Below are 26,027 nucleotides of genomic sequence, written 5' to 3'. Positions count from 1 at the left end.
CGAACTCCTCCTTGTATCAGCGCAATTAACGAGCAACGGAGTATTTCTAAAATAAAGCCTGGATTGACCTTAGCGGGTCGGTGACGAGCAGGTAAGCGACTCCGCCGCATTCGCGGAGCGTATAGTAGGCCAGCTTGTGCGGCCGGAGCTGCACCGGTTCGACCGTGGACGGGATGCCGAGCATCTCTGCCATCATATCGGCGCGGAATGCGTGAAATCCGTGCGTGACCAGAATCGCCGTGCGCAGGTTATGCTCGTCCATCAGTTTGCGGCTGTTTTGCAAATTTTCATAGGTGCTGCGGGACTGATCCTCTACGAGGATGGCGCTTGCAGGAATACCCTGCTGGACTAAATATTTTTTCATTGTCGCCGCTTCCGACGGCTCGCCGGGCAGGCCGATTCCGCCTGTTGTTATGATGCGTGCAGCTTTTTTCTCATTCCAAAGGGCGACGGCGACGTCGAGCCGCTCTTTGAGGGCCGGACTCGGCTTGCCGTTCCAGACGGCTGCTCCCAAGATGATCATCGTGTCGCTGTTTGCCCCTGCGGACGTTTTCCAAGTATGCAGAATGAGCCAGCTCATCCCGCCGAAATAAAGCGTGACCGCAAGCACGACCGACAGCAGCAGCCGGAGTATATATCGGAGCGGGTTCCGTTTACGCTTAGGTATCCTCATTTCATATCCCCGCCATTGTCATAAGTATGTCTATTATACCCGGATTCGCCCCTGATCTAAAGTCCGGGAGGATGCTTATGCGGGGCCTGTGCAAGAAAAAGCGATTTTGTGTCGAAATTGTGAAACTCGAGTCGCTGAACCACGTATTACATAGTGAACTTACAGCATTGTTCAATATATGGGAAATGCTTGCAGAACTACAGGTGTTGTTTAGCTAGCTACGGTTAGATGGCACCGGCGCGGGGAGGGATCGGATGTGGAGCAACTGTTTTGGGCTTGTTTGGCTGGAGGAGCCTTGTTCGCCCTAGTAACCGTCATCTTCGGAGACCTGATCAGCAACGCGATCGACGGGGTGCTTGATTTCCTGTCGGTCGACGGCTTGTGGAAGATTCGCCCGATGGTGCTCGTTAGCTGGATTACTTCATTTGGCGGGGCCGGACTTTTACTTGCTCATTACACCGCACTCGGGTCGCTATGGGTAGTCGTTATCGCGCTGGCAGCCGCAACCGGTCTGAGCATTCTGGTCTTCGTCGCTTATGTCCGGCCGATGGAAAACAGCGAAAACTCCACAGCCTTCTCGATCCGCGAGCTGTCCGGTCTTATCGGCGAAGTGCTTGTGCCGATCCCGCCAAGAGGATACGGCGAAGTGCTGCTAAAGGTAGGCGCCGGACGGACCAACCAGATCGCAGCCAGCTTCGACGGGAATACGCTTGCGGCCGGGGAAAGGGTAGTCGTCGTTGAGGTCCGGGACGATACGTTGTTCGTATCCCGGCTGGACGATGCGCTCAATGGGGAATAACCCGTAATCAGAGAGGAGAGATTGGATGGAATTTTCAGAAGCTTTGGTCATTCCGGCGATAGTCATCGGCGTAATTGTCGTGCTCGGGCTGGCGTTTTGGGCCAGGTACAAGACGGTTAGCCCGGATGAGGCGATGATTGTAACGGGATCGTTTTTGGGAAGCAAAAATGTTAAGCATATAATATCCCTTGTGTGAAGCTATAAATGGGAGTTTTGTGGGTGAATTACCCACAGATTACCCACGTATTACTTTTTTATGATTGCATGACCTTTTCGAACCGGTCAGGGGCCGCTGTACGCTGTCCTTTTGTTACATGAAGATATATGCGGCGAGTAATCTCATCGTTCTTATGACCGATCCTCTCTTGAATTACTGGAAGTTCTACGCCCGCCTCGGCCAAAAGCGAAACGTGTGTGTGTCGCAAACTATGAAGGGTTAGCGTAACTGGGAGTTTTGCTAGATCTAGCAAGACCTTCATACGATTTAAGAGCCGACCTGCGTCAGCTGGGCAACCTGGGTACTTCAAAGTCCAAAAAACAAAATTGTCATCACAGAATAACTCATGGTCACGCTTATACTGATCTTGCCAATCTTTTTGGCTCTCGAAAGCCAAAACAGCAGTATCCCCAATTGTTACTTTGCGGATGGATGATTTGTTTTTTGGCGGTCCAAGTAGATACACGCCATTTTTACTGCGATTGACAAGGGTTTTGGTTACCGATATTACTCGCTGCTTATTGTCGATGTCGCTCCACTTTAATGCTAGTAGTTCACCGATCCGTAGACCTGTAAAAGCCAGCAGCGTAAAAAGGTTATGCTCTTGCGGGCGCCCCCGGAAACGAACGATTTGTAAAAAGTGTTTGAGTTGATGTTTTTCTAGAAACTTAGGTAATTCGTCACCGGCTGATTCAATTTGCTCTAGCGTTAACTTAAATGCAGGAAGAATAGCTCCGTCTGCTGGACTCTCTCCGATTATCTTTTTTCGTACAGCGTCAGCGAACATCATACGAGCGGCGCTGTGGTACTCTGTTATCGTCCCCTTCTCACACCCGTCACGTCTCATCTTATTAAGCCATTTCTGATAATCATCTCCGGATATGTCCTTCATTTTGGTAAACTCGCCGATCTGCTTTTTTAGCGAGTTGAGAGCAGATCGTTTCGACTTATAAGTTCTAACTCTTGCTTCTCGTTCTGTCTTATAATCTTCCAGCCACCGCTCACACCATTGTTCCAGAGTAAAATTCTTTGCATCTACCAATTTTCCTTTTAATTGATCCGCCTTAATAAGTATCCCGGCATCGTATGCGGCTTGGGCCGTTGGATAGGACTCCGTCTCTTTCTGCTTACGAGTCCGTTTCCCATCCTTTACGACTTCAACACTATACCGGTAGGTATATCGCCCGTCTCGCTCCCTCACACCCGGAGGGAGCTTTTTCTTTTTGTCTGGCTTGCTCCCGGTACTCTTCTTCGTCACTTCCTTCACCTCTAATCACGAACGTATGTTCTATTTTTATGTATGGTAAACAGCCTTGCGGCTGGAAAGCGCAAAGTGGTATGTATCGGGTTATCGCATTCCTGGAAGCTCAAGAGGGGGTGTAAAACTGATGCATCTCTTCCGGAACGCCACACCGAGCCAAAAACCAATTCAAGGGTTCTTCTGGATCGGGCAATGTTCCTTCGATAAGTAAATGCACCGCGAACTGATTGGCTTGCCGCTCATACTTACCTGGGCGTAAGAGGGTTTCTCGGTCAATGAAGTAATAGCCTAGACCTTTATGTAGTAGGAGATGCCCAAGCTCATGAGCACATACGAGTCGCTGCTCTTCCTCGGAGAGATCGCGGTTAATAGCAATGAACTTCCTTCTTAGTGTTCTGAGTGCGAAGCCGCGACAATGCTCGTCCAATTCTACAAACCAGATTGAGATATTCAAATATTCCGCTAACTCAAAGGGGTCATTCGTTTTGTATTTTCGGAACAACCTTCGAATAATGCGTGAAAAATGCACCTGATCCTCTCCCAAAGATCATTTTTCTTTTTTCTTTCGCTTGTTTTGTTTCTTTGCATCCCAAAACATAGCTTCGACGTATCCTAATATCCGTTGTTTCGATTCTTCGCTCATAGGAACGCCATCGAACATAATATCGGCATCGTCGACCAAGAACTTTTTGAAGTCCCGCTTGTCTTTTGCTGTAGCCCACTCAGGGGCTGGGCGTTCTTCCTTATCTATGAAGTAGTCCACCGGTTTTCCAAAGTAGTCTGCGATCTGTTGAAGCGAATCTATTTGAGGGTTCTTAGTTGTTCCATCAAGAATTTTGGTTAGCGTAGTGTAGGGTACTTTCGATTCTTTAGCTAGTCTGTATTTTGTAATGTCTCTTTCAGCCATAAGATTAAGAATTTTATCCGCTATTTCCACTTTCTAGACCTCCACTATATCCGTTTAGGGTTATATCCTAACAAGGTAATAATATTATGAAATTCGGTGATATGTCAAGATATCTAGAAAAAAAAAGAGGAAACATATGTTTTCATTACCGAAAACGGTAGTAATCGAGTTTTACAGTGACCGCAAAGGGTGATAACCTTAATTCCAGAAGGGAGGCGGGAACACAATGGGCGCAAGCATTCAGAAGAACGTGCAACGCTTAATCGAGCAAAAGGGATGGACGATTTACCGGCTTAGCAAGCGGAGTGGCGTATCGCTCACCGTCCTTTACAGTCTCGGCGATAAGAAGCAAGGGCCGAACGCCGAAACGCTTCTAAAGTTATCCGAAGCGCTCGAAGTGCCAATCGACGAAATTGTGAAAGGAGAAAAAGACGCCAAATGATCGAAAACAAACAGCTCGTATCCAATGATCTACTGCCTGTGTACCGAATCACGGACACCGGCGAGCAAGTCGTCGACGCTCGCGAGCTTCACGGATTTTTGAACGTCTCGTCGAAGTTTGCTGACTGGATTAAAAATCGAATTGAGAAGTTCGGATTCGTTGAGGGAGAAGACTTTTCGGCGGTTTCTAAAATTTTAGAAAACGGCGGACGTTCCTTAGAATACGTCCTCAAGCTCGACATGGCGAAGGAATTGGCGATGGTCGAAAACAACGAATTGGGCCGGAAGGCGCGGCGGTACTTCATTGAAGTAGAGAAAAGACTCCGACAGCCGGCGCGCGTACCACTTGCCGACGAACACGACCAAATCACCCGGCTCCTGCAAATGCTTCGGATGTCTGAGCGCGAAAAGCTGTTCAGCCCGGAGACGGATCAGGCGCTGCGGGTGCAGATCGCGGAACTAGTTTTGAGGGAGCCGGGCAGGTTGTCCAATGCTCAGAAAACGGAAAAATCCGTTCTCATGATCGACACGGACTACACCGGCCGCTGGTACTCGACGAAAGAGATAGCCGTAATAGCTGGCGTAACGGTCCATTTGATCGCCAAGCTTGCCAGTGAACACAATTTACGAACCGACGAATACAGCCGGGAGCGCCCTAATAGCGTGCGGCGGAGTACCGGGCTGATCCAGATTCAATATAACGAAACTGGTAAGAATCGTTTGGTGCAATTGGCTAAAGAGCGGATCAACGCCGGGTACGTGCCAAACATCAAGCAGAAGTGGCGTCGGACCCGTCGGACCCGTCGACCTTTGAAAACTGAATAGGAAAGGCGGGGAAGTCAATGGCAGAATTGCCTCCGATCTTAACGATCAAAGACGCTGCCCAATATCTGCGGCGCTGTACAAAGACGGTGGAACGGCGGATCCGGTTTGGGCAAATCAAGAGTTACAAGGAAGGCCGGGAACACCGCATTCGCCGGGAATGGCTGCTGGAGTATGAGGAGTCCTTGATAAGGAAAGGGGAAGCCCTATGACCCAACAAGAGCGCTTGATCAACGTATGTAAGCTGCTGGAGCTGGCCGATTTTGCAAGTCCGCAAGTGGCCCGGATCGCCCGAAAGGTAGCTAGGGCGCAAATAGAGCGATATAAGTCGCTTAAGGTAGGCGTTACACTATGAGCACCGTCGACAAGCGGCTGCTGGAGATCGTCGGCGCCATGCTCGAGAGGGAGCTTACCGAAGCGGAGGCTCAAGAGCTGCGCGAGTCGCACCGGTTTATCGTGTACCGGGAGTGGCGGTACGCGGCGGTTCTGAACAAACTCCACTTGGCCAGGCAAACGAAGGATTGGGCTTGGTTCGAGCAGCTGATGCCCGAGTACGACAAGGTAATGAAGCTGTATTGAGGGGGAGGTGAAACAGCAAATGGCAACATTCGGAGATGTACTTCGAGTAGCAATAGAACGCGGCGAAATCAGGATCCAGCAGGTATGTGGGAGGGTGATGGAGGTTAGCCGCGCGAACAAGAGACGACCGGCCTTCATCAAGATAGCCACTACGGAAGAAACAGTCAGCAACTATTTTAGTAAGCCGAAAGAAGCAGGCTTCCTGATCCATATTGACGGCGATCTGCTGAATAGCATAGCCAAGGAGATCGACGATAAGGCTCGTGAAGGGGGTGAACCTTCACCGTGAACGATGATATTCATTTCGAAAAGGAACTGGTCATCGCTGAGTGTCAGCGCATTATCGATTTGCTTTCCAAAGGCAATCTGCTTCGTGAACACAATTGGGGCCCTACTCCCAGAGATTTATCTGAGCTGCGACGCAAGATGCGTGAATTACGCCGAGATACGATCCGGTTGGAGAAGCAGCTATATAACAGGAGGTGAAACAGCAAATGCGCGAGGCGCAACAAACCGTGAAATGGATTGCCGATGCTTGTGACGGCGACCGCCAAGACGAGGCCCGGGTGATTCCGATCGGGGAAGCGATTGAGGACTACGAAGTGTTTTACGGGGAAAGCGAAAACGCCGCCTTGTCCCGAGGCGACGTAATCAGTAAGCCCACAATAAATTCACCACTTTAATCGTACCAGTCCCGGTGCGATTGCGCAAGGAGGAACGTATGTGCTATGAGCAAAGTCGCTATTTATCTACTTCTTCCTGAGTGCGATGTTTGCGGCCAAGAGGCCGACCCAAAGTTATTGAAAGAATGGAACGGCATTATAGCTTGTAACTATTGTATCCGCGAATTAAATGAGGAGGCTATCATCCATGCCAGTACAAATCACGATTAACGGCGCTGACGCCGCTGAATCTCTACGCGAATTATCCGCTTTGGCGGTAGGCCTGACGGGTGCTCCAGCAATCACCCCGGCTCCTGTAAAGGAAACGGAAGCTCCGAAGCAAACCCGGCGCACGAAGAAAGAAGAGCCGGCCGTCGAAAAGAACGATCCGGTTGAAGAGGAGCCGGCTGCCCAGCCTGCTGCTGATGATGCTGATGACGGCGACGACGGGGGTGAACCAATCCCGACGGACGTGGAGCTGCGTGCCAAGGCTCAGGAAGTAGGGAAGAAGGCGGGAAAGGAGAAGGTCAAGGCTCTTCTGGATGAGTATGAGAGCTCTAACATCACAGGTATTCCGGAGAATAAAAGGGCTGCCTTCATGCGCGATCTGGAGGCGCTGCTATGAGCCAGCAGGCACACGCTGAACGGGCTCACGCCCTGTTGGGTGCATCCAAGGCGGAGCAGTGGATCAACTGCCCGCCGAGCGCCCGGCTGCAGGAAAGTGTACCAGACAAACGCAGCAGCTACGCCGACGAGGGGACGGCTGCACACGAGCTCTCCGAGATCAAGCTGCGCGGGCGCATCCTCCCATGCGACTCCAAAGAACGCAAGAAGCTTGATGCAGCTCTTGAGTATCTAAAGCAAAATCCGCTTTATGATGCGGAGATGGAGAATGCCATCCAGGAGTATGTCGAGATCGTCGAAGAACGCTTTATGGCTGCCAAGGCTCGGAGTTCCGACGCTATCGTGCTTTTAGAGGAACGGCTGGACTTTTCTGAGTGGGTGCCTAACGGCTACGGCACAGGTGACGTCGTCCTGATCGCTGACGGAGTGATGGAGATTGTGGACCTAAAATTTGGAAAAGGCGTGCCGGTCAGCGCGATCAGCAACCCTCAGATGCGGCTTTATGCCCTTGGGGCGTTGGATGGATTCGGATTCCTGTACGACATCCGCGAGGTCCACATGACCATCGTGCAGCCCCGGCTCGACAGCGTAAGCACCGACATAATGAAAGTTGAAGAGCTGCTGGAGTGGGCAGAGACAGTCGTCAAGCCGGCGGCCGCGCTGGCCGATGCGGGCGAAGGGGAGTTCAAGCCGGGTGACCATTGCCGCTGGTGCAAAGTTAAGGCGACCTGCCGGGCTCGTGCTGACGAGAACATGAAGGCTCTCCAGTATGAGTTTCAGGACCCGGCGCTGCTGTCCCTCGAGGAGGTCGGCTCGATCCTTTACGTGGCCGAGAAGCTGGCGGCGTGGGCGAAGGACATCGGGGAGTACGCCTTTGAACAGGCCAAAGCTGGTAAACGTATCCCTTCGTGGAAGCTGGTCGAAGGCCGGAGCAATCGGGCCATTACGGACAAGGGTGCTGCTTGGAAGGTACTAGAGAACGCCGAAATCAACGGGGAGAAGCTCGATAAGGACAAGTTCCTTAAGCCGCAGGAACTGCTTGGCATTGGCGAGCTGGAGAAGCGAATCGGTAAGAAGGAACTGACCGGGTTAATCGGGGATCTGATCGTCAAGCCTGCCGGGAAACCGACACTTGTTCCGGAGACGGACCCGCGCGCAGAGCTGAATAGCATTGAATCTGATTTTGAAAACATCGACATGGAGGATTGATCAAATATGGCAATCGATAATCAAGCAACCAAAGTAATCACAGGTAAAGTACGGCTCTCGTACTGCAATATTTTTGAAGCACGGGCAGATGATCAAGGCGTCGAGAAGTACAGCACGGCCATTTTGATCCCGAAGTCGGATAAAGAAACGCTTCGCAAAATCAAAGCAGCCGTCGACGCGGCGAAGGAGCTCGGTAAGAGCAAGTGGGGCGGTAAGATCCCGACGAACTGCAAGACACCTCTGCGGGATGGCGACGATGAGCGCCCAGATGATGAAGTGTATGCCGGCCACTACTTCTTGAATGCAACGAGCAAGAACAAGCCGGGGATCGCGAAGCCGATCGGCAAGGGCGCGGACGGCAAGACCAAGTTCCAGGAGATCACGGACACGACGGAAGTCTATTCCGGCTGCTATGCCAAAGTGTCGCTTAACTTTTACCCGTTCGATGCGAAGGGGAACCGCGGCGTCGCGGCTGGCTTGAATAACGTGGTGAAAGTGCAGGACGGTGACTTCCTGGGCGGCCGGAGCAATGTTAACGATGATTTCGCCGAAGAGGATTTCGATGTCGATGTGGACGGCGACGATGACGATTTCATGAACTAATTCGATATAAGGGATTCGGCAACGGGTCCCTTTTCCTATCTAAATACTAGGGAGGATGAACCCCATGCTAAGGTGGAATTCAAAACCGGGCTGTCGGGCAGCTTTGGAAGATACAGAAGCGGTAATGGAGCGGATCTTTTCGAATAAAGAACGCGACTTGTTCGAATATGCGTACAGAAAAGGGTACGACAAGAACTTAACCAACATCACAACGCTAGTGAAGGAAGCCCACCAGAACGCTATCGATAAAGGCTGGTACGATGAGCCGCGAAGCTTCGGCGAGGATATCGCCCTTATGCATTCGGAACTGTCGGAGGCGCTGGAGGACCACCGGAACGGCCGGGGTTTCACGGAAATCTATTACGAAGGTGAGAAGCCTTGCGGTATTCCGACTGAGCTGGCGGACGTCGTTATCCGGATATTTGATACATGCGGGCATCTTGGCATCGATCTGGAGAGTGCGATCCGAGAGAAGATGGCCTATAACGCGACGCGGCCTCGCCGGCATGGAGGGAAGAAGCTGTGAGTGTGAAACAGTGTTCCAAGTGTAAGGAGTTTAAGCCCTCGACAAGCGAGTATTTTCATAAACACGCCAATCGATGTGGTTTGCGGCCAGATTGCAAATTATGTAGCGCTGTTCAGCGGAAGAATTATCGTGATGCTAATAAGGATCGCATATCCGTGAGCAAGCGTCGTTACCACTATGATAATAGAGATCGCATATTAGAAAAATGGAGAAAGAAAGCGCTCGTACGAAGGTACGGCATAACAAGAGAAGAACGCGAGGTCATTTTAAAGCAGCAGGGTGGATCATGTATTTGCGGATACAATGACCGCTCCAGTTATTCAAAGTTCCCTGTAGTGGATCACTGTCATACCACAAATAAAGTGCGAGGAGTATTGTGTCAACGGTGTAATACAACGCTGGGTAAAGTCCAAGATAATCCGGAACTTTTGAGAAAACTCGCTGATTATCTGGAGAGCCACAGTTCATGAAAACTTTAATGATAGATTTGGAAACTTTTTCGAGCATCGACCTAAAAACATCAGGTGTTCATAGATACGTCGAATCTCCCGATTTTGAAGTTCTTTTGTTTGCTTATGCATTCGACGAAGAACCGGTTCAAGTGGTTGATTTGACGGCGTTCGAAGAACTACCGGATCGAGTAGTTACAGCATTCTACAATCCAAACGTCATCTTGTGTGCATTCAATGCCGCTTTTGAGCGAACATGTATCGCCCGGCACTTCGGTATTCCAATGCCTGCAGAGCGCTGGCGCTGCACCGCTGTCCACGCGCTGGCGCTAGGGCTGCCGGGTTACCTGGAAGGCGCCGCCGAAGTCCTGAAGCTCGATGCCCAGAAGGACGCCAAGGGTAAAGCTCTCATTAAATACTTTTCTGTTCCCTGCAAGCCGACGAAGACAAACGGTCAGCGGACCCGGAACTATCCGCATCACGATCCGGAGAAGTGGCAGCAGTACATCGAATATAACCGGCAGGACGTGGTCGTCGAACGGGAAGTGCGCCGGGAGCTGGAGCGCTTCCCGGTGCCGGAGAAGGAATGGCGGCTGTGGGCGCTCGACCAGCGGATCAATGACCGCGGCGTCCGACTCGACCCGGTACTTTATCAGGCGGCGATCGCCTGTGATGAGCAATACGGTGTGCGGTTGTTACAGGAGGCCCGAGAGATCACCGGGCTTGATAACCCTAATAGTCTGCCGCAGCTCAAAGGCTGGCTTGCGGATCACGGGCTGGAGACGCCCGACGGGCTGTCCAAAGAATTTATGCCGGTGCTGCTGGATGCGGCGCCGGACGACGAGACGCGCCGGGTCCTGGAGCTCCGGCAGGAGATGGGCAAGACCAGCGTCGACAAGTATAAGGCCATGCAACGTGCGATGTGTGATGACGAGAGGGCGAAGGGGCTGCTGCAGTTCTGCGGCGCCGGACGGACATGGCGCTGGGCGGGGCGGCTCATTCAGGTACAGAATCTCCCTCAAAACAAGATTGAGGACTTGGCGCTCGCACGGGAGACGCTGCGGGAAGGCGATTTCGAAATGCTTGAGATGCTGTTCGGCGCTCCGCCGTTCGTTCTCTCGCAGCTCATCCGGACTGCTTTTATTCCTTCATCTAATAGCCGGTTCATTGTCTCCGACTTCGCCGCCATCGAGGCTCGCGTCATTGCTTGGCTGGCCGATGAGCGTTGGGTTCTGGACGTGTTCCGGGGGCACGGCAAGATATACGAGGCTACGGCGGCTCAGATGTTCAGGGTGCCGTTCGAGACGATCGTCAAGGGGCATGCGAATTACGAGCTGCGGGCAAAAGGGAAGGTCGCTACGCTGGCGTGCGGCTATCAAGGTGGGCCGAATGCACTGATTGCCATGGGAGCGCTAAAAAGCGGAATCGCGGAGGAGGAGCTGCCCGCGCTGGTTAAACAGTGGCGTCAGGCGAATCCGAATATCGTTAAGCTGTGGTACGCCGCTGAGGAAGCTGCCGTAACGGCCGTTCGGGAAAAGACGACCGTTAAGCTTAAGCACGGTGTCCGCTACCGGTACGAAGCCGGCATGCTATTCGCCGATCTGCCGGGCGGCCGCAGCCTTGCATACGTGAATCCGCGGATTAAGCCGGATACGCAGTTTGGAAAAGACGGGCTCGTGTTCGACGGTATGGACCAGGTCAAGAAAAAGTGGATGTCGCACAGGACGTACGGCGGCCGGCTCGTGGAGAACCTTGTCCAAGCGATCGCCCGGGACTGCTTGGCCGAAAGCATGATGCGGCTGGCGGAGGAGGGGTACGAGATCGCGATGCATGTACACGACGAAGTTGTACTGGACGTACCGATCGGGACCGGCTCCGTGGAGCACGTGACGGCTGTAATGGGCCGGCCGATCGATTGGGCGCCGGGGCTGCCGCTATCGGCAGCCGGGTTTGAAGCAGAGTTCTATATGAAGGATTAATCTCGTCTATCTTAAGTTGTTTATTAAGAAGAGAAATTTATCCTGAAGGCTAAATAATACAGCGTTCTTTTGGTTTTCATCCTTGCTTTGATTCCAGTGACCTACTTCCAGGTTATCGCTAGTCCAAAAATCCTTGATGTACTTGTCATAAGAATCCCATGCATCGTTGATTCTTTGCCTTTCCTCATCAGTAAAGTATTCGGCGAGGTAAAAAACGGGAATAGCGTGGCTCCTAGGGATGCTCTTCATAGTTTCCGTCGTCGTGAACCCACGTTGGTGAGCAACTATGAAATACCGCATCTCTACTGCCTTGCTACGAATGTCATTTCTTAACTGCTCTCTGACGATTGCTATTTTTTCCTTACGTTCCCTTTCAGTAATTTCAGCAAGCCTTGTGGCAGCCCGAGCTGCTTCAGCACTCGATTCAGCAGCCATCGTGCTTCGTAGAGTAGCGCGCCACAGCAAAAAACTGAAAATAGCAGTCAGAATTATTCCAATAAATGCAACTACAAGAGATCCAAATGTTATCCAATTATCTACAGTCCATTCGCTCACGTTGTTCGACTCACTTTCTATTATTTTCTAACATTTTATCTATTTACATTATAAAAGGCTAGAGGAGGGCTTGCTTGCATGAACAAACGACGCAAATGGCAACGGCAGCGTGCCCTTGCTGCTGCTGTAGGGGAGAGCCGCAAGCAATGGTTAAAGGTACTATCAACCCCTGATTATTGGAAAGACGAAATCTTCGTCGACAGCTTTGCGGGCGGAGGCGGGGCGTCGACCGGAATGGAGAAGGCGAGAGGCCGGAGCGTCGAAGAAGCAATCAACCATGACCCGGCGGCAATCGTGATGCACGAGACGAACCATCCGGAAACGAATCATAGAATCAGCGACGTTTGGAAGTCGCATCCCCGGGCGGTCGCGGCCGGACGCCGGGTCGGCCTTTTATGGCTTTCGCCGGACTGCACGCATCACTCGAAGGCGCGCGGCGGGAAGCCTCGTGAAAAGGGTATTCGCGGACTCGCATGGGTTGCAGTATGGTGGGCGGCTACGGTTCGGCCCCGGGTTATTATGCTGGAGAATGTCGAGGAGTTTCAGGACTGGGGTCCGCTTGATAAAGACGGAAAGCCGATTAAGTCGCAGAAAGGCCGAACGTTCCGCAGCTTCGTCAACGCGTTACGCCGGCAAGGATATGAGGTCGAATGGCGGATTCTCCGGGCGTGCGACTACGGCGCGCCGACGACCCGCAAGCGGTTGTTCATGATTGCCCGCTGCGACGGCCGCGCTATCGTTTGGCCGGAGCCGTCACATGCGGAACCACAATCTCCAGAAGTACGGTCAGGGCGGATGAAACGGTATCGTACAGCTGCCGAGATTATCGATTGGTCGATCCTGTGCCCGAGCATCTTTGATCGGAAGAAGCCGCTGGCGGACAATACGATGCGCCGGATCGCTCGGGGATTGGATAAATTTGTGATCAACAACTCGGACCCGTTCATCGCTCCATTCGTTGTTAAGGTGAACCACAGCTCCGATGACGTATTCAGGGGGCAGCCAATCGACGAGCCGATGCAGACGGTTACCGGGAAGAATGGATTCGGCATCGTGACGCCGTACATTACCCGTATTGGTCAGACTGGCTTCGGCGGCGATCGGATGAGCTATTCCGTCAACGAGCAGCTGACAACCATCACGACAAAGGCAGAACACATGCTGGTGACGCCTGCACTAATCCAGATGGGGTACGGGGAACGTGAGGGGCAACAGCCACGCATCCTTGACATCGAAAAGCCGCTCGGAACAATAACCGCTGGCGGCCGGAAGCATGCTTTGATTACAGCCTTTATGGCTCGGCATTTCGGGCAATCGATCGGACACCCGGTTGATAATCCGCTCGGTACGGTTACGGCTGGTGGCGGCGGGAAGAGCTCGCTCGTTACCTCCCATCTCATCAAGTTTCGAGGTGACAACATCGGCAGCCCAATGGAAGAGCCAGTCCCGACCATTACAGCAGGCGGCAATCACATCGGTGCGGTGTATGCCTTCATGGTCGCTTATTACGGCGCCAGTGTCGGACAGCAGCTCCGCGATCCGCTCGGTACGGTTACGACACATGACCGGTTCGGCCTCGTGATTGTGCATATTCACGGAGAACCGTACGTGATCGTCGACATCGGAATGCGGATGCTGACGCCGCGAGAGCTGTACAACGCGCAAGGCTTCCCAACGACTTACATCATAAATCCGACGTATAACGGCAAACCGTTCAGCCAAGCTGAGCAGGTAGCCAAATGCGGCAATTCCGTTTCGCCGGTCATTCCGGAAGCTATGGTCCGGGTCAATCTGCCGGAGCACTGCGTCGCTAAATATACGGACCGGTTTTCGTGGGAGGAGATGCTGGCGTGAATCCCTACGACTTCTACATTACGCCAGAGGAGTACGCGGCCGCTTCGGCAAGGGGCATATCGGCGCGGACGCTCACATGGCGCATACGGGAAGCCTGCTGGCCGAAAGAGAAGGCTCTCACGACTCCAAAGCGACAAGTCCAAGACCGAAGCCACTGGATGGAGATTGCCGGGATGAACGGCATTGCGCCGAAAACGGTGCGGAACCGAGTTCATGTACTGGGCTGGAGCTGGGAACGCGCGGTTACGGAGCCGCCCCGGACCGAGGAACAGACTCGGCGGATGATGCGAGACCATAACCCGGCTCGGCGCAAATATCCGCCGGAGATGCTGGCAATCGCCCGGCAAAACGGAATTAAGGACGATACGTTCAGGTTCAGGATCACTAAATTAAAATGGTCGCCGGAGCGAGCAGCGACAACGCCCGTGATGAGCTCTCAAGAGAAAGGTCAGCTTGCCATACGGGCGCTGCGGGAGAAGCGCGGGGATATTAACGGTCCAATATTTAAAAAGATTCATTGTGAGGGAGGCGGCGCAGTTTGAGAAAACTTATGGACCAGAACAACTTTAATCATAAGCTGATCATCGCGGCCTTGGCCGGTATGGTTGAAGACGACGGTTTAACCCCACACGAAGCGTTTGCCGTGTTGGAGGACATCAAGCGCAATACCTTCCATGCGTTGGCCGAGATCCACCGGGAAGTGAAAAAGTGATTAGACGGTAGAGGTGAGCACATGGACGAACTTGATATCTCATTCGGTAAGCACCGCGCCGACACATCATGGAAAGTTGAATATCTATCCTGGGACGAGTTCGTGGAGCGACTGCAGAAGGTGCGGCGGACGGCGGAGACGATGGCGCAATATGACGCGATGCCGACGGCCGGGAAAGGGAAAGTCAAGGACGGGGCCGCTTTTGTCGGCGGCCTGATCCGCGGCGGCCGGCGCAAAAAAGAAAACGTCGATACCCGGTCTCTCATCACGCTGGACGCGGATCATGCCGATGACGATTTCCTGTTCGCTGTGGAGCTCGTCCTGGGCGGCTCCGCCTACGTCGTATATTCGACGCACAGCCATCGGCCGCATAAGCACAAATACCGCCTGATCGCGCCGGGTGATCGCAACATGAGCCCGGACGAGTACGCCGCCGCGAGCCGGAAGCTGGCCGAGCAGATCGGCATGCATTACTTCGACAAGACGACGTTCGAGGTTCATCGCCTCATGTACCTGCCAAGCTGCAGCAAGGACGCGGAGCCGGTGCTGGAGGTCTACGAAGGCGGTCCGGTCAGCGTGGACGGGCTGCTGGCGGAGTACGACGACTGGCAGGACGTGGCGGCGTGGCCGCGGCATCCGGAGGAGAGCCGTGCGCTCCGAACAGCTGCAACGAAAGCGCAGGACCCGCGGGAGAAGTTCGGCACGATCGGGTTGTTCTGCCGGGCGTACACGATCGAGGAAGGCATCGATACTTTTCTTTCGGACATCTACGTCCCGGGGACGATGCCGAACCGGTACACCTACGTTCACGGCACGTCCGCGAATGGGTTGGAGGTCTACCCGGATCAGGATCTTGCCTTTTCGCACCAGGACAGCGACCCGGTCGCCGACGGCCGGACGTACAATCTGTTTGATCTTGTCCGGGTTCACAAGTTTGGCGGGCTGGACGACCACGTCAAAGAGTTTACGCCGGACGCCAAGAAGCCGAGTCATTTGGCAATGGGGAGCTGGGCTGTAGCCCGTCCGGAGGTAAAGCGGATATCTGGTGCAGAGCTGCAGGCGGATTTTGACGGTGTGGACTTCGACGAAGGCGCAGAGCCGGAACCGGAGGACGATAGTTGGAAAGAACAACTGGAGCTTCATCATAAGACTGGAGAGCTGCTGTCCACGCCGAAGAACGTCGAGCTGGTGCTGACACATGGCGCTTGGAAAGGCATTCTTGCTTATGACGCGTTCGGGAATACGGAGGTCATCCGGCGGGCTTTGCCGTGGAGAAGTTTCTTACGGCCAGGCATAGGTTATGAGCCGTGGCTGGGCGAGGACGATAAAAGGCTGAGGCATTGGTTTGGGGTAAAACATGGCATACGGGGTGCGAGCATTATCCTTGACGCCTTCACCGAAGCCAGTCGGCAGAACCGGTTTCATCCGATCAAGGAGTTTCTTGAATCGGTTACATGGGACGGAGTTCCCCGGATGGAAACGATCTTCATCGACTACCAAGGAGCTGCGGACACGCATTACGTCCGTCAGGTAACGAGGAAAATGCTGATAGCTGCCGTGGCCCGCATTTACGACTCGGGGTGTAAATTCGACGAAATGCTGGTGCTGGTGGGCAAGCAGGGCACAGGTAAAAGCTCGCTGCTTGCCCGGCTCGGCGGCCGCTGGTTCAGCGACAGCCTGAAATCGTTTGAAAATAAAGAAGCTGGCGAGCATCTTCAAAACGGTTGGATATTTGAAATCGGCGAAATGCACGCGATGAAGAAAACGGAAGTCGAGCACGTAAAGGCGTTTTTATCCAAGACGGAGGACCGGTATCGCGTGGCTTATGACCGGCAGGTGTCGGAATTCCCGAGGAAGTGTGTTTTCTTCGGCACGACGAACAACAAGGACTTTCTGACGGACGATACCGGAAACCGCCGCTTTTGGCCCGTAGACATCAATATCGACCAAGCAAAGTATAACCAGTGGACGCATCTTACCGATGAGGTTGTGAGCCAAATTTGGGCGGAAGCGCTGGTTTATTACAGATCCGGCGAGCCGCTGACACTGGATTCCCGTGCACGGGCTGACGCCGAAGTACAGCAGGAAGCGCACTACGAGAGCGACCCACGGGAAGGGACCATACGAGAATGGTTAGAAGCTGAAATTGAAGATGATATGGGACGACCTACAGGACAGAAACGACAGCGCGTATGCGCGGCTCAAGTGTGGGTGGAATGCTTGCACAAGCGGATCGGCGATCTGACCAAGTGGGAGTCCCGGGTCATCTGCGGCGTTTTGCGGAACGCGCCAGGGTGGAAGGAGCGAAACGGTCGAGCCCGGATAGAAGGGTATGGGCAGGTTATCGTGTTTGATCGTGAAAAATAACTTTGGTCTTTATGCATCTTTTTATAAAGAACAATGAAGAACATAAAGAACAGAAATGTGCGTCAAGTTCTTCATTGTTCTTCATTTTAAGCGTAATAAAGAACAGCTAAACCCCATACGGGTCAACGGTTTTCGGTCAATTGTTCTTTATGTTCTTCATTTTATTAATAAAGTTATTAAAATAGCGTTTAACCATAATTAACCTATAAAAATATAGGTTAAACGTAATTCATCACATAACGCGTAATGTGCGTGAGGATAAAGACCAAAAAGGCGGTTTGTGAAATGACCTGTGAAAAATGGTTTGAACTGTTCGTAAAACAGAAACAGCCTGTACCACCTGCCGATGTATATTCGGCAGGAAAAGAAGCAGGGTTTACGAGAGCCGAGATTAAAAAAGCCCGCAAATGGTATGGGAAGTACATTGACACGGAGATCAGAGCTGACACAACCCTATGGAGATGGGCGCCATGAGAGAGTCGTCAATCGAGGCTCGCCTGGTCCGAGAGGTGGAACGGATCGGTGGACTCGCCCCGAAATTCGTAAGCCCCGGGAACAGCGGCGTACCGGATCGAATAGTCATCCTGCCGGGAGGCTGGACGGTTTACGTCGAGACGAAGGCACCGGGGAAGCCGCTTAAACCATTGCAGGCGAAATGGGCGAAAGAGCTTACGAAACGAGGCCATCGCCATTACAAGATTGATAGTTACGCAGACATAGATAGGTTCATAGCGGAGGTGATGGTGCCGAAATGAAGTTCGTCCCGCATCAATATCAGGAATACGCGACAGCCCGCATACTAGACACGCCTTACATCGCATTGCTGCTGGAGATGGGACTCGGCAAAACGGTATCTACCCTGACCGCGATCGACAAGCTGCTGAACGATTATTTCGACGCCGAGCGCGTGCTAGTCATAGCGCCGTTGCGTGTGGCGGACGATACTTGGGCCCGCGAGGTTGGGAAGTGGGACCATCTCCGGCATCTGCGGATCGCGAAGGTATTGGGTAGCGCGGAACAGCGGCGCCGGGCTCTTCGAGCAGAAGCCGACATCTGGGTCATTAACCGCGAGAACGTCGAATGGCTTGTGAGCGAGTACGGCAGCAAATGGCCGTTCGACACGGTCGTCATCGACGAGTCAAGCAGCTTTAAGAATCCGCAAGCTAAACGCTTCAAGGCCCTTCGGCGTGTACGGCCGATGATTAAACGGGTCATCGAATTGACCGGTACGCCGGCGCCGAATAGCCTCATGGACCTGTGGCCGCAAATCTATTTGCTGGATCAAGGGGAACGACTTGGCAAGACGATAACCGGCTTCCGGGACCGTTACTTTACGCCCGGGGCCCGCAGCGGCCATGTCGTGTACGACTGGAAGCAAAAGCAGGAAGCCGAACAGCGGATCTACGAGTCGATCGCGGATGTTGTTGTCAGCATGAAGGCTGCTGACTGGCTGGATCTTCCCGAGAGGATCGATCGCACGGTTCCCGTTAAGCTGTCCGCACAAGCCCAGGAGCTGTACAAGAAGCTTGAGCGCGATCTGCTGCTACCGTACGCCGACGCCGATGTCGTCGCCAACACAGCGGCCGTCCTGAGTAACAAGCTGCTTCAAATGGCCTCCGGTGCCGTTTATGACGAGGATCGCGGGGTCAAACTGATCCACGATGCCAAGCTTGACGCTTTGGAGGATATCATCGAGGCCGCACAAGGCAAACCGGTCATGGTGTTTTACAACTTCAAGCATAGCCTTTCCCGGATTCAGGAGCGGTTCCCACAAGCCCGCATTCTCCGGAAGGGCAAGGACGGGAACGAGGATATCCGGGCTTGGAATAACGACGAAATACCGCTACTGCTTCTGCATCCGAAGAGCGCCGGCCATGGGCTTAACCTGCAGGAGTCGAGCTGCCAAACGGTTGTCTGGTACGATCAGATTTGGAGCTTGGAGGAGGACCAGCAGGCGAACGCCCGGGTGCATCGGCAGGGGCAGACACGGCGTATCGTGGTCCTGCGGTTGGTTGCAGCAGGGACGATGGACGAGGAAGCTGTCGAAGCTTTGGAGCGTAAGGCGACCGGCCAAGAGAGCCTAATGCAAGCCGTCAAAGCCAGAATCGAAAGGGTGAAAGCGGGATGAGTCATGATCCAGTAAATAGCCCGTCGCACTACACACGCGGCGGGATCGAAACGATCGAATATCTCGAAGCGAAGCTTTCGGATGAGGAGTTTGCCGGCTACTGCCGTGGGAACATCCTGAAATATATCAGCCGGGCACCGGACAAGAACGGACTGGAGGATTTCCGGAAAGCCCGTTGGTATTTGAATCGTTTGATCGAACGTTTGGAGAGGCAGGTGGAACCGCATGAGGACACCAAAAAAGCGATCCGTAGGGCAATCCTATCGCGCTACAATCATGCCGATTAAAATCAAAAACGACATCCCCACTGTCATCTCAGTCGGCGGAAACTTATACATTCTGCAGGCAAAAGACGGATTTACCGGGAAGAAGACGGAGCCGAAAGAGGAGGAGCGCAGATGGCAAAAGTATTGAGTAAAGAGCAGATGGAAGTCATTACGCAGGCAGCCGTTGCGGCCATGAACGAGTACATGGAAAAAAAGGAGCTGCAGCGCAAGAAACAGGACCGAGATCGCCGGCTCCGGAACACGAAGCTGCTGCTGAAACATTATCGATCGTTTGTGGCGCACGCAGAGGCCCTTCTGGAGCGTCCGAATGACCGGGAATGGGATAACACTCTGGACGATTTGCGAGAGCAGGAATATGCCGTCAGCGCTGTCAAGCGAAGTCGAGAAAGAACGGCTACGATGGTCCGCTTTATGCGTGACATGATGGGAGTTTACCGGGCAATGTGTGAGCGGAGCCCGCAGCCCGAGGATATGCGGCGGTATCGAGTGATCGAGGCGCTGCACATCGCGGACGAAGTGACGACGGTAGAAAAGCTGGCTGAACAATACAGCGTGGAGACACGGACGATCTACAGAGACGTAAACGATGCTTGCAAGGTCTTGTCCGTGTTGATGTTTGGGGTCGACGGCATACGTTTGGAGCTATGACAGTGGCGTGTCAAAAAGACGGCATTCTCGTGGCAGTCCATCCATGGTACTATGATATTGTGCAAAACTTGTAATCCGCTATCTCCCCCTCCTCAACATAGCCGCCATTATTGGCGGCATTTTGTTTTCTAGGAGTTGAAATCATATGCGAGAAATTAAAGGGATCGAGCTGATCCAGCAGATCGAAGCGATTGCCGAACGAGATGATGCCGATCCGGTGCAACCGGAAAAATGCGTTCGTTGTGTCTGGGGCAGATGGGATGGCATCAAGCAGTATTGTCCGCGGCTGAAGTGTGTTCGGGAATAGGGTAAGGGGGTACAAGCTTTGGAAATCGTACATGTGATTATGGATCTCGCTATTGTTGTCGGGCTGCTTTTAATAATCAGTCAGATGCAAAAGCGGCATGCAGCCGAACGATCGGAATTGATGGATCGGCTGATGAGCCGAAACTTTGACGAATATAAAACTTTGACGGCGACTCCGGTCGTGTCTTCTGAACCCGTACACGTTAGCGAGGAAGAGGAGTATTACCGGGAGATCGAACAAATGAAATCGGGGTGAGAGGGATGGCGGCGAAGTTAACCGGCAAGCAGAAGCGCTTCGCCGACGAATACCTGATAGACCTGAATGCGACAGCGGCGTATGGACGTGCGGGATACACGGCAAAGGGCAAAGCTGCAGAGGCAGCAGCGTCGCGGCTGTTAAGTAATGTTAAGGTTCAAGAGTATATCCAGCAGCGCATGAAAGAGCGAGAGCAGCGTACTGAGATTACCCAAGATATGGTATTGGAGCGTTGGTGGGCGATTGCTACAGCTGACCCCAACGAGCTTATACACTTGCGCCGGCTGTGCTGCCGTCACTGCTTCGGAATCAATCACGAATACCAGTGGCTCGATGAGAACGAGTTTATGGCCGCCATGAAAGCCGAGGTAGAAGCAGCTCGTTTGGAAGATCGTGAACCGGTTATGCTGTCCGATGCAGGCGGCTATGGATTTGACCGGTTACTGCGGCCGCATCCGAAATGCCCAGCTTGCCGTGGTGAAGGTCGCCCGGATCTGCATATGTCCGATACACGGGATCTGACCGGTCCGGCGAAGCTGCTGTATGCCGGCATCAAGCAGACGCAGGCTGGCATTGAGATCAAGATGCAGGATCAGGGAAAAGCGCTGGAGAATGTGGCACGTCACCTCGGAATGTTCAAAGATAAAGTCGAGCTTACTGGGAAGGACGGGGAGCCTCTACAGGTCATCTTTAATATCCCGCGTCCGCCGAAAACTGAGTGACATGTGCATCAATTCAATATTTTGTACTAAAGTATTTTTACTTGACACCTCAAATATCGCCATTTTTGACCGTGAGAGGCGATTAGCCTTTGAATCGCGGCCGAAAATCAAGGCGTTTTAGGGTTCTTGCAGGGCGTGATCCAGAAAACCATGATCTTTGAATTACTATCGTTTTCGCCGATTTTCGGCCCTGTCCATTTTCCGCAGGAGGTGTTACGGATTGGTGAAGATCCAAGTTGAATATGAGCCGAACAATAGGCAGTCCGTCTTTCACGCTTGCGGCGCGGATGAGGTCGTTTACGGGGGAGCGAAAGGCGGAGGCAAGTCTTGCGGCCTGATGATGGAGGCTCTAGCCTACGGCCTGGAATACCCGGGTGCAACGATCTATTTATTCCGCGAGACCTACGACGATCTGGAAGCAAACCTGATTGAGGAAATGAAACGCAAGTGGCCGAAGGAACTATATAGCTATCACGAATCAAAGCACATTGCTACTCTTCGCGGAGGCAGCAAGGTGTTTTTTCGTTATGTCAGCTCCGAGGCAGACGCGGAAGGCTACCAGGGGCGCTCGATCGATTTCGTAGGGGTGGATGAGCTCACCAAGCATACGGAACGCACCGTCCAGATTCTGCTGTCCTGCGTTCGGTCGCCGATGGGGTTCCCGCCGCGCTTCCGGGCAACATGTAACCCGGGCGGCGTTGGCCATGGTTGGGTAAAGTCGCGTTACATCGAGGCCACGAACTACGGGAGCAAAGAAGTTACTGATCCGATCAGCGGGAGTACGATCGCGTTCATCCCGGCCCAGGTCTACGACAACCATATCCTGATGCAAAATGACCCTGCGTATGTCCGGCGCTTGGAAAACTTGCCGGAAGAGGAGAAGCGCGCGTTCCTGTACGGTGACTGGGACGTGTTCGTCGGTCAGTATTTCAGGGAGTGGCGACGCGATACACATGTCATCAAGCCATTCGCGCTCGATCCGAATTGGACCCGGTTCATCTCGATTGACTGGGGCTATAACGACCCCTGCGCCGTCTACTGGCACGCCGTATACGATCAAAGGGTTTATACCTATCGCGAGCTTTATGTACGCTTTACACGCGCGTCGGAGGTCGCGGCGCAGGTAAGGAATCTCAGCCAAGGTGAGACGATCAAATACGTTAAAGCGTCGCCTGACATGTGGCACAAGCGCGGCCATGACAGCAACCAGGGGGAGAACATTGCCGAAATCTTCGAGGATACTTGGAAAGGCTGGGCGTGGCTGGAGAAGGCTGATAACGACCGTCTGCAAGGATGGAATCGGATGCGCGAATATATGGTCACGGCTCCAGATGGACAACCTTACTGGCTCATCACCGAGAACTGTGAGAACCTAGTGCGCACACTGCCGGCACTCGTTTACGATGAGAAACGTGTCGAGGACGTGAGTGATAAGGTGGAGGACCACGGCCCAGAGAGCTGCCGGTACGGTCTCATGAGCCGACCAAGCCCGCGCGACGGGGTACCGGTAGAGCGTAACGCCTTGAGCCACGTTAACCAGCTCCGAGAAGATCACCTACCAGCGGCTCTCCGCGACGACGACAGCGGCCAGGCAGACTGGCATGATTATTGATTTGGGGGGTGTGAGCTTGGCGACAGTACAGTATAGAACCTGCGATAGATGCGGCTCGAGGATTAACGAAAAGTCGCGGCTACTAGCCATAGTATCCCGGCCAAAAACTGCTCGAGTCAAATGGTTGGTAACTGGAATAAGCACTGATTTGACAAGGGAGCTTTGCGGCTCATGCTCCGAGGAACTGGAAAAATTCTTATACCCGGGTAGGGGGTGATAGCTTGGCAGAAAAAGAGAAGACGGCCGGCACAGCGGACGATGCGTTGTATCGCACGATCGAGGTAGAGTTCAAACAGGCGATGTCAGCCATGAAGAGTTTTCACGCCGATTGGAAGGAATTCGACCAATACTATTTGGCTGAGCAGTGGAGCCCGCAGCGTGCTTCCTGGCGTCCGGATCCGGTCGTGAACTATGTGAGCTATACCGTGGACCAGAAAAAGCCGCAGCTGACGAATAACCGGCCGACTGGGATCATTCTCCCCGTAGCCGCTGGAGATGAAGAGGCCGCGAACCTGTTTACCAGCGTTACTGATGTCATCGCGGATCGTTGTGACCTGGACAGCGTGATCGACGAGGTTGTGCAGACGGGTCTGCTGCTGGACGTGGCTTGGTTCTACGTGTACTGGGACAATTCGCTATCCGGCGGAAGCGCAAAGCGCAAGAACCTGTGGAAAGGCGACGTTGTAGTCGAGGCAGTCGATCCGGCGAACCTGTACTTCGATCCGCAGGCGACTTGCGTGGAGGAGGCCCGGTATATGATTTATGCCGTGCCGAAGACAGTACAGTGGGTCAGGGAAAAGTTCGGCGTAACTGTGGAGCCGGACAGCGTGCAGTCGTTCGAAACTGAGATTTACGACCGCACCGGACCGACCGAGTCGGATGGCCGAGTCATGCTGTACGCCCGCTGGACACGAAAAGATGGGAAGCTAAACGTCGTTTACGCTGCCGGCCAGAAGATCCTCAAGAAGATCGATAACGTGTACGCGCACGGGCAGTATCCGTTCATTCCGTTCGTAAGCAAGAAGCGCCGCAAGTCGATCGTCGGGATCGGCGAGCCTCGGAACATCATGAGCAATCAGAAGCTGCTGAATAAGCTGATTGAGATGCCAACCACGTCGGCGCTGCTCACGGCTAACCCGATCGCAATTATTAACCGGAAGTCCGGTATCAGCAAGAATCAATGGGTGAGCAAGCCGGGAATGGTGTGGGAATCTGTAGACGACCCGTCCAAGGCCGTCCACTGGCTCCAGCCTCCGAACTTCCAAGGCGACGTATTTAAGCTGACCGACATGTTGACGACGTACATCGAAAAGATTGGCGGCGTGTATGACGCGATGACTGGGGAGACGCCGAAGGGTGTAACGGCCGCTTCTGCGATCCAACTCCTCCAGGAGCAGGGCAGCATTCCGATCAAGGGGATCGCCCGTAACCTGTACGCTGCTCTACGCGACGTGTACAAGCAGATGATCGAGCTGGTCAAAGAGTTTTACACCGAGACGCGGTACATCCGGATCACCGGTGAGGAAGGCGGAACCGAATTCGTCCAGTTCCAGGCGGCGCAGTATGCTGACGTGGATTTCGACGTGAAGGTGTCCGCCGGACCAGCTACTCCGATGAGCCGGGCATACATTACGCAGCTTGCGGATGATTTGTTCAATAAGCAGCTCCTCACCGGCAGCGAGTACGTTGAGATGATGGACGGACTGCCGAACAAGGATCGGATCGTCGCCCGGCTTCGGGAGATGGAGAGCGCACCGCCTCCGCAAGAGGTTCCGACCGATCCGGCTACCGCACAACCAGGCGTACCGGCAATGCCGTCGCTTGATCAGATATATGCCCAGGTAGACCCACAGCTCCAGCAGGAGATTGATCTGCTGAGAGAGCAGGGGATGCCGGACGAGCAGATTTTGCAGACGCTGATGCAGTTAGTTAATAACGGACGCTAGTCGCCCGGCCGCAGTTGAGACTGCTCCGGCCTACACTACTTCGGGCGTTAACGATACGCGGTCGCCGCGCGTAGGGAGGAAATGAATATGCGTTTCAGATGGATGAGCCCCCTGCTGGATGCAGATGGGGATATTGGTGCTGCTTCAGGCAGCGATACGGGCGTCGATACAGCTTCTGCCGCCGGGGAGCAAACGCAAGGAGAGCAGCTAACAGGGGAGCAACAACAGCACGAGATCAAAGACGAGAAGGACTTTGCGTCTGCCTTGAGAGCTCGTGAAGAGCAACTCCGCGCGAAGCTGGAACAGGAGTACACCCCGTATAAAGCCCATGCGTCGAGCGTGGAACGCATCGCCAAGGAGGCTGGCTTTGCTTCTGTCGATGATTACCTGAAAGCGGTAGACGATCAGCTCCGCGCACGTAAGGCGGAGGAAGAAGCTAAGCGGATGCAGGTGGACCCGGAGACGTACAACCAGTTCTTCGCGCCGGTCCATAACGAGTTGCAACAAACCAAGCAGCAACTCCAGCAGCTCCAGCAAGCGGCGCTTGAGCGGCAGATCCGGGCCGATTACGATCGGCTGAAAACGCAGTTTCCGGATTTCGAATCAGTCCAGGACGCTGTCTTTGATCTGGCCGGCAAACGCAATCTACCGCTGGAAGATGCTTATAAGCTGGTGTCGTTTGATTCCCGCATTGCCGCAGCCAAGCAAGAGGCTGAGCAGCAGGTATTAGCTAACGTGACGGGACGCGATGCGAAGCAAGTTTTGCCCGGTTCCGATAAAGGCTCCGGCGTTACGTTTGACCCTGCGAATATGTCTTTGAAGGACATTGAAGAGATCTCCCGCCGCGTACAGCGCGGGGAGCGCATTACATTTTAACCGAAAG

The 26,027-nt window shown here is 53.5% G+C and carries 36 protein-coding genes; 31 read left to right on the top strand and 5 right to left on the bottom strand.

The genetic code is table 11. The features are described from left to right. Positions 1–46 precede the first annotated feature (46 nt). Positions 47–673, bottom strand: coding sequence for a YdcF family protein (locus tag PV433_RS26125; RefSeq protein WP_332074970.1), 627 nt, complete (start codon positions 671–673; stop codon positions 47–49). Between the two features lie 256 nt (positions 674–929). Here PV433_RS26125 and PV433_RS26120 point away from each other — a divergent pair, with 256 nt between their 5' ends. Together PV433_RS26120 and PV433_RS26115 are read left to right on the top strand one after the other, a co-directional pair. Continuing rightward, entirely contained in the window at positions 930–1,472 is a 543-nt protein-coding gene (locus PV433_RS26120; protein WP_332074969.1) for a protease, read from the top strand. A gap of 25 nt (positions 1,473–1,497) precedes the next feature. After that, positions 1,498–1,668, top strand: coding sequence for a hypothetical protein (locus PV433_RS26115; RefSeq protein WP_332075102.1), 171 nt, complete (start codon positions 1,498–1,500; stop codon positions 1,666–1,668). A 58-nt stretch (positions 1,669–1,726) separates the two neighbouring features. Here PV433_RS26115 and PV433_RS26110 read toward each other — a convergent pair whose 3' ends face one another. From PV433_RS26110 to PV433_RS26100, 3 genes are all read right to left on the bottom strand, one after another. Then, positions 1,727–2,947, bottom strand: a complete 1,221-nt coding sequence (locus tag PV433_RS26110; RefSeq protein WP_332074968.1) for a tyrosine-type recombinase/integrase — start codon at positions 2,945–2,947, stop codon at positions 1,727–1,729. Between the two features lie 109 nt (positions 2,948–3,056). Beyond that, on the bottom strand, positions 3,057–3,479 hold the full coding sequence (locus PV433_RS26105) for an ImmA/IrrE family metallo-endopeptidase (RefSeq protein WP_332074967.1): 423 nt from the start codon (positions 3,477–3,479) through the stop codon (positions 3,057–3,059). Between the two features lie 18 nt (positions 3,480–3,497). Next, positions 3,498–3,887, bottom strand: coding sequence for a helix-turn-helix domain-containing protein (locus PV433_RS26100; protein WP_332074966.1), 390 nt, complete (start codon positions 3,885–3,887; stop codon positions 3,498–3,500). Between the two features lie 196 nt (positions 3,888–4,083). Here PV433_RS26100 and PV433_RS26095 point away from each other — a divergent pair, with 196 nt between their 5' ends. The 15 genes from PV433_RS26095 to PV433_RS26030 all read left to right on the top strand — a co-directional run bounded on the left by PV433_RS26095 (position 4,084) and on the right by PV433_RS26030 (position 11,751). Next, positions 4,084–4,299: a helix-turn-helix domain-containing protein gene (locus PV433_RS26095; RefSeq protein ID WP_332074965.1), complete on the top strand. Its 216-nt coding sequence runs from the start codon at positions 4,084–4,086 to the stop codon at positions 4,297–4,299. Then, positions 4,296–5,123, top strand: coding sequence for an antA/AntB antirepressor family protein (locus tag PV433_RS26090; protein WP_332074964.1), 828 nt, complete (start codon positions 4,296–4,298; stop codon positions 5,121–5,123). The genes PV433_RS26095 and PV433_RS26090 overlap by 4 nt, the downstream gene beginning before the upstream one ends. A 17-nt stretch (positions 5,124–5,140) precedes the next feature. Then, a complete protein-coding gene (locus PV433_RS26085) occupies positions 5,141–5,332 on the top strand; it encodes a helix-turn-helix domain-containing protein (protein WP_332074963.1) in 192 nt (63 codons plus the stop codon). Further along, the gene (locus PV433_RS26080; protein ID WP_332074962.1) at positions 5,329–5,475 is read left to right on the top strand and encodes a hypothetical protein; all 147 of its coding nucleotides are present in this window, start codon (positions 5,329–5,331) and stop codon (positions 5,473–5,475) included. The genes PV433_RS26085 and PV433_RS26080 overlap by 4 nt, the downstream gene beginning before the upstream one ends. Next, on the top strand, positions 5,472–5,699 hold the full coding sequence (locus PV433_RS26075; RefSeq protein WP_332074961.1) for a DUF7667 family protein: 228 nt from the start codon (positions 5,472–5,474) through the stop codon (positions 5,697–5,699). Before PV433_RS26080 ends, PV433_RS26075 begins: the two co-directional genes overlap by 4 nt. Before the next feature lie 19 nt (positions 5,700–5,718). Further along, positions 5,719–5,988 carry a hypothetical protein gene (locus PV433_RS26070; RefSeq protein WP_332074960.1) on the top strand — a complete coding sequence of 90 codons (270 nt, stop codon included), beginning with the start codon at positions 5,719–5,721 and terminating at the stop codon, positions 5,986–5,988. Beyond that, positions 5,985–6,185 carry a hypothetical protein gene (locus tag PV433_RS26065; protein ID WP_332074959.1) on the top strand — a complete coding sequence of 67 codons (201 nt, stop codon included), beginning with the start codon at positions 5,985–5,987 and terminating at the stop codon, positions 6,183–6,185. Before PV433_RS26070 ends, PV433_RS26065 begins: the two co-directional genes overlap by 4 nt. An 8-nt stretch (positions 6,186–6,193) precedes the next feature. After that, positions 6,194–6,382, top strand: coding sequence for a hypothetical protein (locus tag PV433_RS26060; protein WP_332074958.1), 189 nt, complete (start codon positions 6,194–6,196; stop codon positions 6,380–6,382). A 45-nt stretch (positions 6,383–6,427) separates the two neighbouring features. Continuing rightward, the gene (locus PV433_RS26055) at positions 6,428–6,592 is read left to right on the top strand and encodes a hypothetical protein (protein ID WP_332074957.1); all 165 of its coding nucleotides are present in this window, start codon (positions 6,428–6,430) and stop codon (positions 6,590–6,592) included. Next, positions 6,570–6,986: a hypothetical protein gene (locus PV433_RS26050; protein ID WP_332074956.1), complete on the top strand. Its 417-nt coding sequence runs from the start codon at positions 6,570–6,572 to the stop codon at positions 6,984–6,986. The genes PV433_RS26055 and PV433_RS26050 overlap by 23 nt, the downstream gene beginning before the upstream one ends. After that, positions 6,983–8,194 (top strand): DUF2800 domain-containing protein, encoded by a 1,212-nt coding sequence (locus tag PV433_RS26045; protein WP_332074955.1) that lies wholly within the window; start codon positions 6,983–6,985, stop codon positions 8,192–8,194. Before PV433_RS26050 ends, PV433_RS26045 begins: the two co-directional genes overlap by 4 nt. 6 nt (positions 8,195–8,200) lie before the next feature. Then, the gene (locus PV433_RS26040) at positions 8,201–8,797 is read left to right on the top strand and encodes a DUF2815 family protein (protein WP_332074954.1); all 597 of its coding nucleotides are present in this window, start codon (positions 8,201–8,203) and stop codon (positions 8,795–8,797) included. A 64-nt stretch (positions 8,798–8,861) separates the two neighbouring features. After that, positions 8,862–9,323, top strand: a complete 462-nt coding sequence (locus tag PV433_RS26035; protein WP_332074953.1) for a hypothetical protein — start codon at positions 8,862–8,864, stop codon at positions 9,321–9,323. After that, positions 9,320–9,793 carry an endonuclease VII domain-containing protein gene (locus PV433_RS34225; protein WP_442951576.1) on the top strand — a complete coding sequence of 158 codons (474 nt, stop codon included), beginning with the start codon at positions 9,320–9,322 and terminating at the stop codon, positions 9,791–9,793. Before PV433_RS26035 ends, PV433_RS34225 begins: the two co-directional genes overlap by 4 nt. Next, the gene (locus PV433_RS26030) at positions 9,790–11,751 is read left to right on the top strand and encodes a DNA polymerase (RefSeq protein ID WP_332074952.1); all 1,962 of its coding nucleotides are present in this window, start codon (positions 9,790–9,792) and stop codon (positions 11,749–11,751) included. The genes PV433_RS34225 and PV433_RS26030 overlap by 4 nt, the downstream gene beginning before the upstream one ends. A 6-nt stretch (positions 11,752–11,757) precedes the next feature. On the opposite strand, the gene PV433_RS26025 is transcribed toward PV433_RS26030, so the two are convergent. Continuing rightward, the gene (locus PV433_RS26025; RefSeq protein ID WP_332074951.1) at positions 11,758–12,306 is read right to left on the bottom strand and encodes a hypothetical protein; all 549 of its coding nucleotides are present in this window, start codon (positions 12,304–12,306) and stop codon (positions 11,758–11,760) included. A gap of 78 nt (positions 12,307–12,384) precedes the next feature. Here PV433_RS26025 and PV433_RS26020 point away from each other — a divergent pair, with 78 nt between their 5' ends. From PV433_RS26020 to PV433_RS25955, 14 genes are all read left to right on the top strand, one after another. Beyond that, positions 12,385–14,160, top strand: a complete 1,776-nt coding sequence (locus tag PV433_RS26020) for a DNA cytosine methyltransferase (RefSeq protein WP_332074950.1) — start codon at positions 12,385–12,387, stop codon at positions 14,158–14,160. Beyond that, complete coding sequence (locus PV433_RS26015) at positions 14,157–14,702, top strand: hypothetical protein (RefSeq protein WP_332074949.1); 546 nt, start codon at positions 14,157–14,159, stop codon at positions 14,700–14,702. Before PV433_RS26020 ends, PV433_RS26015 begins: the two co-directional genes overlap by 4 nt. Further along, positions 14,699–14,872: a hypothetical protein gene (locus PV433_RS26010; protein ID WP_332074948.1), complete on the top strand. Its 174-nt coding sequence runs from the start codon at positions 14,699–14,701 to the stop codon at positions 14,870–14,872. The genes PV433_RS26015 and PV433_RS26010 overlap by 4 nt, the downstream gene beginning before the upstream one ends. A 21-nt stretch (positions 14,873–14,893) precedes the next feature. Beyond that, a complete protein-coding gene (locus PV433_RS26005; protein WP_332074947.1) occupies positions 14,894–17,239 on the top strand; it encodes a virulence-associated E family protein in 2,346 nt (781 codons plus the stop codon). A gap of 470 nt (positions 17,240–17,709) precedes the next feature. Further along, positions 17,710–17,994: a VRR-NUC domain-containing protein gene (locus PV433_RS26000; protein WP_332074946.1), complete on the top strand. Its 285-nt coding sequence runs from the start codon at positions 17,710–17,712 to the stop codon at positions 17,992–17,994. Then, complete coding sequence (locus tag PV433_RS25995) at positions 17,991–19,367, top strand: DEAD/DEAH box helicase (RefSeq protein ID WP_332074945.1); 1,377 nt, start codon at positions 17,991–17,993, stop codon at positions 19,365–19,367. Before PV433_RS26000 ends, PV433_RS25995 begins: the two co-directional genes overlap by 4 nt. Next, a complete protein-coding gene (locus PV433_RS25990) occupies positions 19,364–19,654 on the top strand; it encodes a DUF3310 domain-containing protein (RefSeq protein WP_332074944.1) in 291 nt (96 codons plus the stop codon). The genes PV433_RS25995 and PV433_RS25990 overlap by 4 nt, the downstream gene beginning before the upstream one ends. Before the next feature lie 111 nt (positions 19,655–19,765). After that, positions 19,766–20,302 (top strand): HTH domain-containing protein, encoded by a 537-nt coding sequence (locus tag PV433_RS25985; protein ID WP_332074943.1) that lies wholly within the window; start codon positions 19,766–19,768, stop codon positions 20,300–20,302. A 145-nt stretch (positions 20,303–20,447) separates the two neighbouring features. Continuing rightward, the gene (locus PV433_RS25980; RefSeq protein ID WP_332074942.1) at positions 20,448–20,609 is read left to right on the top strand and encodes a hypothetical protein; all 162 of its coding nucleotides are present in this window, start codon (positions 20,448–20,450) and stop codon (positions 20,607–20,609) included. Positions 20,610–20,627: 18 nt separating this feature from the next. Next, positions 20,628–20,864 carry a hypothetical protein gene (locus PV433_RS25975; protein ID WP_332074941.1) on the top strand — a complete coding sequence of 79 codons (237 nt, stop codon included), beginning with the start codon at positions 20,628–20,630 and terminating at the stop codon, positions 20,862–20,864. A 5-nt stretch (positions 20,865–20,869) separates the two neighbouring features. Then, on the top strand, positions 20,870–21,586 hold the full coding sequence (locus tag PV433_RS25970) for a terminase small subunit (RefSeq protein ID WP_332074940.1): 717 nt from the start codon (positions 20,870–20,872) through the stop codon (positions 21,584–21,586). A 223-nt stretch (positions 21,587–21,809) separates the two neighbouring features. Next, entirely contained in the window at positions 21,810–23,198 is a 1,389-nt protein-coding gene (locus PV433_RS25965) for a terminase large subunit domain-containing protein (RefSeq protein ID WP_332075098.1), read from the top strand. A gap of 221 nt (positions 23,199–23,419) precedes the next feature. Beyond that, positions 23,420–25,144: a portal protein gene (locus PV433_RS25960; RefSeq protein ID WP_332074939.1), complete on the top strand. Its 1,725-nt coding sequence runs from the start codon at positions 23,420–23,422 to the stop codon at positions 25,142–25,144. Positions 25,145–25,231: 87 nt separating this feature from the next. Continuing rightward, on the top strand, positions 25,232–26,020 hold the full coding sequence (locus PV433_RS25955) for a hypothetical protein (RefSeq protein ID WP_332074938.1): 789 nt from the start codon (positions 25,232–25,234) through the stop codon (positions 26,018–26,020). The last annotated feature ends 7 nt before the right edge of the window (positions 26,021–26,027 follow it).

It is taken from the genome of Paenibacillus sp. GYB004 (genome assembly GCF_036577605.1).
Lineage (GTDB): Bacteria > Bacillota > Bacilli > Paenibacillales > NBRC-103111 > Paenibacillus_AB > Paenibacillus_AB oceani.
The sequence above is the reverse complement of the archived record's forward strand: the minus strand, read 5'-3'. Positions and strand labels throughout refer to the sequence as shown.

Bases quoted from the DNA above. Each gene is read 5' to 3' on its own strand.
- PV433_RS26090 (WP_332074964.1), top strand. From the start codon at position 4,296: ATGATCGAAAACAAACAGCTCGTATCCAATGATCTACTGCCTGTGTAC.
- PV433_RS26020 (WP_332074950.1), top strand. From the start codon at position 12,385: ATGAACAAACGACGCAAATGGCAACGGCAGCGTGCCCTTGCTGCTGCT.
- PV433_RS26115 (WP_332075102.1), top strand. From the start codon at position 1,498: ATGGAATTTTCAGAAGCTTTGGTCATTCCGGCGATAGTCATCGGCGTA.
- PV433_RS26040 (WP_332074954.1), top strand. From the start codon at position 8,201: ATGGCAATCGATAATCAAGCAACCAAAGTAATCACAGGTAAAGTACGG.
- PV433_RS26035 (WP_332074953.1), top strand. From the start codon at position 8,862: ATGCTAAGGTGGAATTCAAAACCGGGCTGTCGGGCAGCTTTGGAAGAT.
- PV433_RS25995 (WP_332074945.1), top strand. From the start codon at position 17,991: ATGAAGTTCGTCCCGCATCAATATCAGGAATACGCGACAGCCCGCATA.
- PV433_RS25985 (WP_332074943.1), top strand. From the start codon at position 19,766: ATGGCAAAAGTATTGAGTAAAGAGCAGATGGAAGTCATTACGCAGGCA.
- PV433_RS26030 (WP_332074952.1), top strand. From the start codon at position 9,790: ATGAAAACTTTAATGATAGATTTGGAAACTTTTTCGAGCATCGACCTA.
- PV433_RS26005 (WP_332074947.1), top strand. From the start codon at position 14,894: ATGGACGAACTTGATATCTCATTCGGTAAGCACCGCGCCGACACATCA.
- PV433_RS26045 (WP_332074955.1), top strand. From the start codon at position 6,983: ATGAGCCAGCAGGCACACGCTGAACGGGCTCACGCCCTGTTGGGTGCA.
- PV433_RS25980 (WP_332074942.1), top strand. From the start codon at position 20,448: ATGCGAGAAATTAAAGGGATCGAGCTGATCCAGCAGATCGAAGCGATT.
- PV433_RS25970 (WP_332074940.1), top strand. From the start codon at position 20,870: ATGGCGGCGAAGTTAACCGGCAAGCAGAAGCGCTTCGCCGACGAATAC.
- PV433_RS26050 (WP_332074956.1), top strand. From the start codon at position 6,570: ATGCCAGTACAAATCACGATTAACGGCGCTGACGCCGCTGAATCTCTA.
- PV433_RS25955 (WP_332074938.1), top strand. From the start codon at position 25,232: ATGCGTTTCAGATGGATGAGCCCCCTGCTGGATGCAGATGGGGATATT.
- PV433_RS26070 (WP_332074960.1), top strand. From the start codon at position 5,719: ATGGCAACATTCGGAGATGTACTTCGAGTAGCAATAGAACGCGGCGAA.
- PV433_RS26085 (WP_332074963.1), top strand. From the start codon at position 5,141: ATGGCAGAATTGCCTCCGATCTTAACGATCAAAGACGCTGCCCAATAT.
- PV433_RS25990 (WP_332074944.1), top strand. From the start codon at position 19,364: ATGAGTCATGATCCAGTAAATAGCCCGTCGCACTACACACGCGGCGGG.
- PV433_RS26095 (WP_332074965.1), top strand. From the start codon at position 4,084: ATGGGCGCAAGCATTCAGAAGAACGTGCAACGCTTAATCGAGCAAAAG.
- PV433_RS26080 (WP_332074962.1), top strand. From the start codon at position 5,329: ATGACCCAACAAGAGCGCTTGATCAACGTATGTAAGCTGCTGGAGCTG.
- PV433_RS26000 (WP_332074946.1), top strand. From the start codon at position 17,710: ATGAGAGAGTCGTCAATCGAGGCTCGCCTGGTCCGAGAGGTGGAACGG.
- PV433_RS26060 (WP_332074958.1), top strand. From the start codon at position 6,194: ATGCGCGAGGCGCAACAAACCGTGAAATGGATTGCCGATGCTTGTGAC.
- PV433_RS26075 (WP_332074961.1), top strand. From the start codon at position 5,472: ATGAGCACCGTCGACAAGCGGCTGCTGGAGATCGTCGGCGCCATGCTC.
- PV433_RS26055 (WP_332074957.1), top strand. From the start codon at position 6,428: ATGAGCAAAGTCGCTATTTATCTACTTCTTCCTGAGTGCGATGTTTGC.
- PV433_RS26125 (WP_332074970.1), bottom strand. From the start codon at position 673: ATGAGGATACCTAAGCGTAAACGGAACCCGCTCCGATATATACTCCGG.